Raw genomic sequence first — 11,093 nt, 5'->3', positions numbered from 1 at the left:
AATAAGAATGATTTGCAAATGAATAGCTGATAATAGCAAATGAAAACTAAAGTGAAAATTAAAAAGTGTGAGAAAAGTTATATTTTAATTATGAGTATAAAGGGGCTTTGGCAGAAAATACCTATAGATTCAAGGATTAAAGGAGGCGAAGGCGATATGAGAGCTTGTCTTTAAAGATTTGTTTTAAAATACAAGGAGTTCTCGTTTAAGTTTATTAAGTGCGTCAATTTGTGCCTTGAGCTTTTCTATTTCAACATCAATTTGTGCGAGTAAATCAAAACCAAGATGTTCGGGCATATCCTGTGAGCCGCGCTTAATCATAATATAATCTACAAGTGAGATTTTAGCGATATTGAGCAATATGGTAATATCATCGCGAATATCCTCAATATTTTTAAAAATTTCATCTATTTTTTCAAACATACTCTCCTCCTTATGAGACTATTTATGACTATTTTAGTCCCGCTGCAATCAAAGTATGTAAGTGTATAACACCTTGTATATGATTTTGCTTATCTGTGATGATAAGTAGTTGAATCTTGTTTGCCTCCATCATTTTGAGTGCGTCAAAGGCAAGAATATTTGGATTATCGCAAGTTTTTGGAGAGCGCGTAGCATATGCACTCACAGGAGCGTCAAGGCGAAAATCAGCATTCATCATCGCTCTGCGCAAATCCCCATCGCTTAAAATCCCCCATAGCGCATTATCTTGTGTGATTATGGCGTTGCCTAGTCGTTTTTCACTCATTATGATAATAGCTTGAGAGAGTGGCATATCAGGCGAGATAAGGGGCAGATTGTCTGTTTGCATTACATCTTTGAGTTTTACAAAGAGTTGTTTACCTAATGCACCGCCGGGGTGGAAAGAGGCGAAATCATTTGCCTTAAAATTGCGTCTTTTCATCAAACACACGGCTAGGGCGTCACCAAGTGCGAGGGTGAGCGTTGTAGAACTCGTAGGGGCGATATTAAGCGGACAGGCTTCCTTTTCTATACTAATGTCTAAAAAATAATCACCCATCGCGGATAAAGGAGAGTTTTTATCCTTGCTCATCGTGATGATAGGATTCCCCAAACGTTTGATATGCGGAATGATGTTGAGTAATTCCTCACTTTTGCCACTATAACTAATCGCAAGGATAATATCATCTTTTTGCACTAAGCCTAAATCCCCGTGCATAGCCTCTGTGGGGTGCATAAATACACTTGGCGTGCCTGTGCTAGAAAGCGTGGCAGAGATTTTCGTGCCGATAAGCCCACTTTTGCCCACCCCACATACGATAAGCTTTCCTTTAGAGTGGATAATCCTCTCTATAATCGCGCTTAATTCCTCCTCATCAAGTCGCTTTGCAGCATCAAGTAAACTTTTAGATTCTATACTCAGGACATCTTTTGCAATGAGGGTGTAATTTAGCTTTGCCATAGCGCACCTACACGACATAAATCATTGGCACGATGGTAGGATATTTTTTGACTTTCTTAAAAATATGCCGTTTAAAAAGGGTATGCACCTCATTTTCGAGATTCTTTGCATTAAATCCCTCTGCCTTAAAGTTTTTTACCATAAATTCTAGGGTCTCATTCATTTCCTTTTCAAAGCCCTTATCCTCTTTATCTGCTACAAGTCCATAGCTTGAAATTTTGGTCTCTAAAATTTTGCGCTCTTTGCTTATCTTTGCAGAAATAATCACAATGCCATCACTGGCTAGGGCTTGGCGGTCAAGCACGACATCATTTTCAATTTGACGATTGATTTGATTATCAATAAATGTTTTACCATTTTTGACACTGCGCACCTTTTTCATATAGTTAGGATTCACTTCGATTTGGTCGCCATCTTCCATAAGGTAGATATTTTTTTCGAGCACACCACAGGCGATAGCGGTTTGCTTGTGTTTAGCGATGTGATTGTATTCGCCGTGCACGGGGAGGAAAAACTTAGGCTTAATGAGCCTTAGCATAAGCTTTTGTTCTTCTTGTGCGGCGTGTCCGCTTACGTGAATCTCGCTAAAGTCTTGATATGCTACTCTTGCCCCAGCTTTAAGGAGGAAGTTAAGCACGGTTGAGACAGAGCCTTCATTGCCCGGAATTGCCTTAGCAGAGATAATAACCATATCGCTTGGCTTAATTTTGATATGGCGATGTTCATCAGTTGCCATACGATAGAGTGCGCTCATTGTTTCACCTTGAGAGCCTGTCGTTACGATGAGCACCTCTTCATCGGGATATTTTGCTACTTCGTGCGCTTCGATAAAAATATTTTGAGGTAGCTCGATATAGCCTAGCTCACGGGCGATTTCAAGATTCTTTTCCATAGAGCGCCCGATGACTGCGACTTTGCGATTAAATTTCAATCCATAGGCGATAGCCTGATATACGCGGTGAATATTAGAGGAGAATGTGCTCATAATCACACGCCCTTTAGCTTCTTTAAAAAGTGTTTCAAATGTCGGTCCTACGCTCGCTTCGCTTGGTGTCGTGCCGCTGCGATGGGAATTTGTAGAATCGCTTAGCAAAAGCATAACGCCCTCTTCTCCATAATGGGCTAAACGATGCAAATCTGTGGGGAGATTATCAATAGGTGTGTGGTCGATTTTAAAATCTCCTGTGTGTAGGATTACCCCTGCTTCGGTACGTATAGCAAGGGCGGAGGCATCAATCACAGAATGCGTGATATTAATCCATTCTACTTCAAATGCGCCGATTTTAATGGGTTTGCGCTTTTCTACGATTTTGAAAAAAGAGCGGCATTTGCTTAATCCGTGTTCATCAAACTTGCTGCCTATCATACCAAGCGGTAGAGGTGTGCCATAAATGGGGAATTGCAGGAGTTTAAAGAGATAAGGCACAGCCCCGATATGATCTTCGTGTGCGTGGGTGATGATAACACCGGCGATTTTGTCTTTAATCGCAAAGAGATAGCTAAAATCAGGGATGAGGATATCCACGCCGTGCATATCTTCATTAGGAAAGCTCATACCCACATCAATGACAATGGCAGAATCAGGCGTTTCAATCACGGTGATATTCCCGCCAATCTCGCCCAATCCACCCAGAGGTGTAATGCGCACACTTGCCTTTGTGTTGAGATTTAGTTTGCTATGAGGATTGAGGCTTTGACGTTGGATTCTCGTATTTGCCTCTACGCCTCTTTTAAGATCTTTATGTAGTCCTAGATTGCCTTTTTCGTTTGCATTTTGCACTTCTCTAATGCCATCTTTTGGCTCATTGTGAGATGAATTTTTGTTTTGATTTTGAGTCATAGGATTTTTGCCCTGCCATTTGCGTTTTTCAAATGATTTTTGCCCCTGCTCGTTATTATTTTGAGAGTTGCCTTGTCTGTTTTGATAGGGTTTTGCTTTACGCGTGTCCTTTGGTGTATGTGGAGTAGATTCTGTATGAGAAAAAGCAGTCATATCATCGGCTTGTTCTTGAGGGGTCTTTTTTTTGAATCTTTCTGCAAATGATTTAAATTTGCTTGTTTGGTTATTTTGTTCCTGTGGTGTGTTCTTGTCTTCCATTGTTGTGTCCTTTTTTAAGAATTTCTAAAATGTGGTGAAAACTTTTTGTCTTTACTTCGTGTGGTCGTGCATTGAACGGCACACAGGCAGATTCTAAAGCCTTTTCTAAGAGCTTTTTATCAAAAGCAGTAGAGAGGTTTTTAAGAAGCGTCTTACGTGGTGCGTGAAATGCAGATTTTAAAAAAGATTCTAAATCATAGAGGGAAAAGGCTTCAAATGTTTGAAGGTGATGTTTATGTATCACAAAAACAGATGAGGTTACCTTTGGTATAGGAGAAAAGGCACTATTTGGCACATCAAAAAGCATTTGTGTCTCGCCTAAAGTTTGTGTTAAAACACTTAAGGCGCAAAATGCACTTTCTCCGCTTAAGGCGCAAAATTTTTGTGCTACTTCCTTTTGTGTCATTACAAGTAAAGCACGACAGAATCTATCGCGCAAAAGTCGCACAATAATATGTGTGGCAATATAATAAGGCAGATTAGAGACCACCTTATATTCCTGCTCATAAAGCCATTGTTGTTCTTGGTGGAGATTCAAAACATTTTCATAAATGATTTTTAATCGTCCACTTTGAATATGACTAGAAAATTTTTTATCAAGTAAAGAACATAAGTCTAAATCGACTTCATAGGCTATCAAGGGTTCTATTTTCAATAGCTCTTGTGTCAAATCACCCAAGCCAATCCCAATTTCTATACATTGGATAGGGAGTGTGGGAGTGGATTGGATAATCTTATGGAGATAGTGAGAATCTTGCAGAAAATTCTGCCCAAAATGTTTTTTTGCTCGGTATGTTGCCACTATCTTACCCTTTATTTCAGCAGCATTATAACCTAAAGTATGCAAATATTTTGTATTTGTAAAGAGTATTTAGCTATCATAACGTTAAGAAATCTACATATTTACACAATGTTTTTGCCTATATTGTAGGGGGCAATATCTAAATGTTTAAAATATAAAGGAGCAAAATAATGAGTTTAGCAAAACGGATTATCCCCTGCCTTGATGTTTGCAATGGAGCAGTGGTAAAGGGTGTAAATTTCGTAGGATTGCAAAATGCGGGGAATCCTGTGGAGATTGCTAAACGTTATAATGATGAGGGTGCAGATGAGATAGTGCTACTTGATATTACGGCAAGTTATGAGCAGCGAGGCACGATGATAGAGATTGTAAAAAATATTGCTAGAGAAATCTTTATACCCTTTAGCGTGGGTGGAGGAATACGTTCTTTAGAGGATATGTCTGCCTTACTTAATGCGGGGTGTGATAAGATTAGTATTAATAGCGCAGCGATTAAGAATCCACAGCTGATTGATGAGGGTGCAAAGCGATTTGGCTCACAATGTACTGTCGTGGCTATTGATGCGAAGATGATAGCCCCGCATTTATGGCATATTTATATCAATGGTGGGCGAGTAGATACGGGGAAAGATATGGTAGAATGGGTAAAAGAAGTGTGTGATAGAGGTGCGGGAGAAATCTTGCTTACAAGTATGGACACTGATGGTACAAAAAATGGCTATGATAAAGCGATGATAGAATCTTTAGCTTCTTGTGTGAATGTGCCTATTATCGCAAGTGGAGGTGCGGGGAAAATGGAGGATTTTGCCAATGCGTTTATATATGGAGCTGATGCGGCATTAGCAGCGAGTGTGTTTCATTATGGAGAGATTGAAATCAATGCCTTGAAACATTATCTGCAGCAAAAGGGTATTTCGGTGAGAATCTAGTGTGTTTAAAATATGGGGAATGGTAGGCGTGTAAATGATAGTATGTGCGGGTAATGGAGAGTATTTTGCCTTTGCAAAGTCCATAGGCATAGGGCTATGTGAGAGCACCATAGGACTAATGCAAATATGTATGAGGGAATGTATAGATAGTATAGTTTTTGTAGGGAGTGCGGGGGCATATAGTAAAGACATCAATATAGGGGATGTATGTATTGCTGATAGCGCGACACAAATTGAAATCGCATTTTTAGATGGGAAGGCTTATACGCCTTTGGATAATCATATTGAAAGTAATACATTGGGCGAAAATGATTATGTTTCACGTGAAACGCTTAATAGATATAAAAAAGTGATAGTGAATAGTTCTAATTATATTACAACCGATGGACATATTGCTTTAGCTTTTGCAAATGCAGGTATTGCCCTAGAAAATATGGAATTCTTTGCAGTAATGAGAGTGGCGCAATATTTTGAGATTCCGTGTGTGGGTGTATTTGCTGTGAGTAACTATTGTCATCAAAACGCACATAAGGAGTTTATGCAAAATCACAATACGATAAAGCAAAAGTTGCTCGAGCATTCATCATTTATAGAGAATCTTTCTCTTGCATTGGGAAATAAAACAAAAGGTAAACATATATGAAAAGCCTAGATACCAATCCTAGTCTTTATAGCTATACATTAGAGGAGTTATCTGCGCTCATCTCTCCATCATTTCGTGCAAAGCAAATATATCATTGGCTTTATCATCGATATGAAAATGATATATGGCGTATGGATAATATCTCAAAAGTTACACAGCAGTTTTTGCAATCACACTTTGCACTCTCACAGATTCAACCCATACGTGTAGAATGCAGTCGCGATGGGAGTAAGAAGTATCTTTTTGCTACCAAAGATGGACATACTTTTGAATCTGTGTTAATACAAATGCGTGAAAAGCGGAAAAAGGGTGAAGTGTGTGAGAGTGAAAAATGGACGATGTGTCTTTCAAGCCAAATTGGCTGCAAAATTGGCTGTGTATTTTGTTCCACAGCAAAAGGTGGCTTCGTGCGGAACCTTGATGCAAGTGAGATAGTCGAGCAGGTCGTAATGATGAAAAGGGATAATCATATTCCCGCACATAAAAGTGTAAATATCGTCTATATGGGTATGGGTGAGCCGCTTGATAATTTAAAAAATGTCGCACAGGCTATTAAGATTCTCAGTGAATCTCAAGGGTTAAGTATTTCCGCGAGACGACAAACAATTTCTACAAGTGGTATTGCGCCTAAGATTAAGGCATTGGGGGAGCTGAATCTTGGAGTGCAGTTAGCTATCTCTCTGCACGCTGTCGATGATGAGCTACGCTCAAAGCTTATGCCTATCAATAAAGCCTATAATATCGCTGATGTGCTAGAGCAGGTGCGGCAGTTTCCTATCGATACCCGAAAAAGAGTGATGTTTGAATATCTTATGATTAAAGATGTGAATGATGATATAAGAAGCGCGAAAAAATTGCTTTCTTTGCTTAATGGCATTAAGGCAAAAGTCAATCTTATTTTGTTTAATTCTCATAGTGGCAGTGCGTTTGAACGTCCGCAAATAAATGATGTTAAGGCTTTTGCAGATTTTTTAGTGCAGAGAGGATTACTCTGCACGATACGAGAATCTAGGGGTGTGGATATTAGCGCAGCATGTGGGCAGCTACGTGAAAAAGTAGCACAAGAAAATACAAATACTACATAGCTTATACCAAGCCTTAGAGAACTAACTTGATGAATGCAAAGCGGTTATAAGTTAACCTTCAGGCATTTTGTGTGGGGCTATGCTCCACTAAACAAGACTTTGCAGCACTTTAGTGCAACAGCAAAGTCGTAATGTTTCACAGGAAACATTATACAAGTAAAGCAAATATAGAGATTAAAGACGATTTATAGAGGTTTGATGTTTCTATTATAGAATGAAATTAAAAGGAGCGCGAAATGACAGAGCTAGATATGGTGCTTATAGTATTTTTGGCAGCCGTTGTGTTTATAGGAGTAGTGTCATTTTGGTATTTTGCAAAGGATAGAGAATGAGTGAGCAAAGTCATATACATAATAAAAGTCAAGATATGCTCGTGCATATTTGCTGTTCTGTGGATAGCCATTATTTTTTAAGTGAGTTGCAAAAGATATATCCGCAAAGCAGAATGATAGGATATTTTTATAATCCAAATATCCATCCCAAAGAAGAATATGATTTACGATTGCTTGATGTAAAGAGGAGTTGTAATATGTTGGGGGTCGAACTCATAGAGGGAGAATATGAAAGCAAAAAGTGGTTTGCAGATGTAAAGGGATTAGAAGAAGCACCTGAAAAAGGTGAGCGATGTGTCAAGTGTTTTGATATGCGTTTAGAAAAAACAGCACAAGTGGCAGCAAAAATGTCTATCAAGTCTTTTACCTCAACATTGCTTTCTAGTCCGCTTAAGGAACAGAAGATTCTTTTTGCGGAGGGTGATGAGATAGCCCTAGCTTATAATTTGGATTTTATAAAGGTTGATGTGCGGAGCAATGGAGGCACACAAGCTCAAAGCGAATTGGCAAACAAAGATAAGCTTTATAAGCAAACCTATTGTGGCTGTCAGTTTGCTCTCAACAAACAAAGGGAGAAGCAAAGGCAGATTCCATTAGAATTGATGAGTAATATCGGTAAGCAAATTATGCCCGGAAGCAATGAGCAACGCAAACTTATATTCGAAATACGTGATAAGTGTGAGAGTGAAGGGAGGGAATATGCCCTTTATAAACGCTCAAAGATCCTATGGCGCAATTTGCGTAGTGTGTGTATGGATAATGGCGAAGCGATAAATTCTTATGTGATAACACATTCAAAAAGCAAAAATATGGTAAAAACATCAAGTATTACATATGTGAGAGAGTCTATCAAAGATATAGAATCTCAAATGCAAAGTGTAGAAATAGGCTATGCAAAACACGATGATAGCGTGTTTATCAGCATTGATGATATAAATTTACTGCTAAAGACACATTATAAAGATACACAAGAAATGGTATACAATCCTCCTGCTTATGAATGTGAACTATTGCTACGTGCGGCATTATGCGGGGCTGATAGTCTTAATCCCATCATTGTTTTGGATAAATGTATCAAGTATTCTCTTAGAGTCTTTATTGATGCGTATTTTCAAGAGAGCAGTGTGTTTGCTATCACTACATATTAAGATTTTTTGGTAAAATGTTATATTTGTTTAAAAGGAGTTGAGACTTATGCAAGAGCCGATTATGAATATAGAAAAAATCCGTCAGATTCTCCCGCATCGTTATCCTATGTTGCTTGTGGATAGAGTGATAGAGCTAAGAGCCAACAGCAATAATAAAGAACCAGATGGCTATATCAAGGCATATAAAAATGTAACGATTAATGAGGAGATATTTTTGGGGCATTTTCCCCATAAGCCTATTTATCCGGGTGTTATGCAAATTGAGGGTATGGCACAAGCGGGTGGTTTGTTGGCATTTGTCAGTATGTTTGGCGATGATATTACACAGGCAGAAAACAAAATTGTGTATTTTATGACGATTGATAATGTCAAATTCCGCATACCTGTCGTGCCCGGTGATAGGCTTTTATATGAATTAAGAGTGCTTAAGCATAAGGGTAGTGTATGGCAGCTGGGTGCACAGGCGTTTGTAGACGATAAGATTGTATCTGAAGCAGAACTTAAGGCAATGATTGCCGATGCAGATTCTAAAAGTTAAGTTTAGGAATTGGGTATGATAGGAAAAACAAGTATTATCAAAGATGGTGCGCAAATAGGGCAAAATGTCCAAATTGGAGAATTTTGTATTATTGATGAAAATGTAAAAATCGGCGATGATTGCATTATAGGAAATTATGTGCATATTAGTGGTTATACAACATTGGGTAGGGGTAATAAGGTATTTAATAATGCAGCTGTGGGCGTGCCACCACAAGATTTAAAGTATGCAGGCGAAAAGACAGAGCTTATTATTGGAGATGAAAATCTCATTCGTGAATTTACTACTTTAAATCCGGGCACAGCAGGAGGGCGAGGCAAAACCATCATCGGCGATAGAAACTTATTTATGGCATACACTCACGTGGCGCACGATTGCATTGTAGGAAGTGATTGCGTATTGGCTAATAATGCTACGCTTGGTGGACACGTAGAGCTTGGTGATTACGTAAATATCGGCGGTTTGACACCTTTGCATCAATTTGTCAAAGTCGGTAGTGGCTGTATGATAGGTGGAGGCTCTGTCTTGGTGCAAGATTTACCTCCATATTGCCTTGCAGAAGGTAATAGAGCCTATATTAGGGGATTAAATAAACATCGTATGCGCAAACTTTTTTCCCGTGAAGAGATTGATGAGATAAGCCATATATATAAGTTTCTATTCTCGCGTAACGCACCTATACGTGAACTTGCTCAAGCACAGCTTGAATCAAATCCAAGCCATACGATACGTTATATTTGTGAGTTTATCCTCTCAAGCACACGTGGAATCCCCTTTAGAGGAGCAAATAATGGATAATGCCAATAAAAAAGAATGCAGTTTTTGTAAGGCAAAAGAAAGCTCTTATAATCCCCTTATAGCTGGAAGCACACCCGGTGTGTATATTTGTAGAAATTGTATTAGTGTTATTTATAAAACGCTTACGGGCTATATGAAGCACGATAAAGAGGAGAGTGATGAGGAAGAGCCTATGCTTATGAATACCCCCTCTCCTAAAGAGCTCAAAGCACAACTTGATGAATATGTGATAGGGCAAGATGAGGCAAAACGTGTGTTTTCCGTAGCTGTCTATAATCATCATAAGCGCATTATCAAAGGAGAGGAGCAAGTAAGTGAGAATTTACGCGATGTGGAGCTTTCTAAATCTAATATTTTACTTATTGGTCCCACAGGTAGCGGTAAAACACTTATGGCACAGACTTTAGCAAGATTCTTAGATATCCCTATTGCTATTTCTGATGCTACAAGTCTCACAGAAGCAGGATATGTGGGTGAAGATGTAGAGAATATCCTCACGCGGCTTCTTCAGGCGGCGAATGGTGATGTAAAAAAGGCACAAAAAGGTATAGTGTTTATTGATGAGATTGATAAAATCTCACGTCTTTCGGAAAATCGCTCTATTACTCGTGATGTATCTGGTGAGGGTGTGCAACAGGCACTATTAAAGATTATTGAGGGTAGCTTAGTGAATATCCCCCCCAAGGGCGGGAGGAAGCACCCCAATCAAGACTTTGTGCAAATTGATACAAGCGATATTCTTTTTGTGTGCGGAGGAGCATTTGATGGTTTGAGCGATATTATTAAAAGACGTTTGGGTGGCAATGTACTTGGATTCCACGGGGAGAAAAAAGGAAAGAGTGAGGAGAATGCGTTGCTTGAGTTTGTAGAGCCTGATGATTTAATTGCTTATGGGCTTATTCCTGAACTTATTGGTAGGCTTCATATGATTACCACACTTGCCCCCATCAGCAAAGAAGCAATGATGCAGATTCTCACTCAGCCCAAGAATGCGCTTATTAAACAATATCAAAAAATATTTGAGATTGATGGAGCGTATTTGCATTTTGAAAAGGGTGCGATTGAGGCTATTGCAGAGCTTGCTATTGCTCGCAAAACGGGTGCAAGAGGTTTAAGGTCGATTATGGAGGAAGCAATGATTGATTTGATGTATGATTTGCCTGAGCTTGAAGGATATGAAATTACGATTACAAAAGAATGTATTGCTCATAAAGAAAAACCTTTTTTGCTTAAAAAAAGAAAAATATACAAAAAAGAGCCTAATTTAAGACAAAACAAAGGTTTGGCAAAGGATTAG

General features: G+C 38.9%; 11 protein-coding genes. 7 read left to right on the top strand and 4 right to left on the bottom strand.

The features are described 5' to 3' along the window. Positions 1-183: 183 nt before the first annotated feature. From QZ289_RS07470 to rsmA, 4 genes are read right to left on the bottom strand one after another with little or no spacing between them, the layout of a single operon-like run. Entirely contained in the window at positions 184-423 is a 240-nt protein-coding gene (locus QZ289_RS07470; RefSeq protein ID WP_295701127.1) for a DUF2443 family protein, read from the bottom strand. 28 nt (positions 424-451) lie between these two features. Beyond that, a complete protein-coding gene (locus QZ289_RS07465; RefSeq protein WP_295701125.1) occupies positions 452-1,423 on the bottom strand; it encodes an SIS domain-containing protein in 972 nt (323 codons plus the stop codon). 7 nt (positions 1,424-1,430) lie between these two features. After that, a complete protein-coding gene (locus QZ289_RS07460) occupies positions 1,431-3,521 on the bottom strand; it encodes a ribonuclease J (protein ID WP_295701123.1) in 2,091 nt (696 codons plus the stop codon). Continuing rightward, positions 3,487-4,323 (bottom strand): 16S rRNA (adenine(1518)-N(6)/adenine(1519)-N(6))-dimethyltransferase RsmA, encoded by an 837-nt coding sequence (gene rsmA / locus QZ289_RS07455; RefSeq protein ID WP_295701121.1) that lies wholly within the window; start codon positions 4,321-4,323, stop codon positions 3,487-3,489. The genes QZ289_RS07460 and rsmA overlap by 35 nt, the downstream gene beginning before the upstream one ends. A gap of 167 nt (positions 4,324-4,490) precedes the next feature. Here rsmA and hisF point away from each other — a divergent pair, with 167 nt between their 5' ends. The 7 genes from hisF to clpX all read left to right on the top strand — a co-directional run bounded on the left by hisF (position 4,491) and on the right by clpX (position 11,093). Continuing rightward, on the top strand, positions 4,491-5,252 hold the full coding sequence (gene hisF, locus QZ289_RS07450; protein WP_295701131.1) for an imidazole glycerol phosphate synthase subunit HisF: 762 nt from the start codon (positions 4,491-4,493) through the stop codon (positions 5,250-5,252). Between the two features lie 34 nt (positions 5,253-5,286). Beyond that, positions 5,287-5,895: a purine-nucleoside phosphorylase gene (locus QZ289_RS07445; protein WP_295701119.1), complete on the top strand. Its 609-nt coding sequence runs from the start codon at positions 5,287-5,289 to the stop codon at positions 5,893-5,895. Next, the gene (rlmN, locus tag QZ289_RS07440; protein ID WP_295701117.1) at positions 5,892-6,980 is read left to right on the top strand and encodes a 23S rRNA (adenine(2503)-C(2))-methyltransferase RlmN; all 1,089 of its coding nucleotides are present in this window, start codon (positions 5,892-5,894) and stop codon (positions 6,978-6,980) included. Before QZ289_RS07445 ends, rlmN begins: the two co-directional genes overlap by 4 nt. Positions 6,981-7,308: 328 nt before the next feature. Next, on the top strand, positions 7,309-8,460 hold the full coding sequence (locus QZ289_RS07435) for an epoxyqueuosine reductase QueH (protein WP_295701115.1): 1,152 nt from the start codon (positions 7,309-7,311) through the stop codon (positions 8,458-8,460). Positions 8,461-8,506: 46 nt separating this feature from the next. Beyond that, positions 8,507-8,998, top strand: a complete 492-nt coding sequence (gene fabZ, locus QZ289_RS07430; RefSeq protein WP_295701112.1) for a 3-hydroxyacyl-ACP dehydratase FabZ — start codon at positions 8,507-8,509, stop codon at positions 8,996-8,998. Between the two features lie 15 nt (positions 8,999-9,013). After that, positions 9,014-9,796, top strand: a complete 783-nt coding sequence (gene lpxA / locus QZ289_RS07425) for an acyl-ACP--UDP-N-acetylglucosamine O-acyltransferase (protein WP_295701109.1) — start codon at positions 9,014-9,016, stop codon at positions 9,794-9,796. Next, entirely contained in the window at positions 9,789-11,093 is a 1,305-nt protein-coding gene (clpX, locus tag QZ289_RS07420) for an ATP-dependent protease ATP-binding subunit ClpX (RefSeq protein ID WP_295701107.1), read from the top strand. Before lpxA ends, clpX begins: the two co-directional genes overlap by 8 nt.

It is taken from the genome of uncultured Helicobacter sp., assembly GCF_910577135.1.
Taxonomy (GTDB): Bacteria; Campylobacterota; Campylobacteria; order Campylobacterales; family Helicobacteraceae; genus Helicobacter_C; species Helicobacter_C mastomyrinus.
This window is presented reverse-complemented; position numbering and strand designations above follow the sequence as displayed.

Coding starts and splice junctions, on each gene's coding strand:
- QZ289_RS07470 (WP_295701127.1), bottom strand. CDS start 423: ATGTTTGAAAAAATAGATGAAATTTTTAAAAATATTGAGGATATTCGC.
- QZ289_RS07465 (WP_295701125.1), bottom strand. CDS start 1,423: ATGGCAAAGCTAAATTACACCCTCATTGCAAAAGATGTCCTGAGTATA.
- QZ289_RS07460 (WP_295701123.1), bottom strand. CDS start 3,521: ATGGAAGACAAGAACACACCACAGGAACAAAATAACCAAACAAGCAAA.
- QZ289_RS07445 (WP_295701119.1), top strand. CDS start 5,287: ATGATAGTATGTGCGGGTAATGGAGAGTATTTTGCCTTTGCAAAGTCC.
- rlmN (WP_295701117.1), top strand. CDS start 5,892: ATGAAAAGCCTAGATACCAATCCTAGTCTTTATAGCTATACATTAGAG.
- QZ289_RS07435 (WP_295701115.1), top strand. CDS start 7,309: ATGAGTGAGCAAAGTCATATACATAATAAAAGTCAAGATATGCTCGTG.
- fabZ (WP_295701112.1), top strand. CDS start 8,507: ATGCAAGAGCCGATTATGAATATAGAAAAAATCCGTCAGATTCTCCCG.
- lpxA (WP_295701109.1), top strand. CDS start 9,014: ATGATAGGAAAAACAAGTATTATCAAAGATGGTGCGCAAATAGGGCAA.
- clpX (WP_295701107.1), top strand. CDS start 9,789: ATGGATAATGCCAATAAAAAAGAATGCAGTTTTTGTAAGGCAAAAGAA.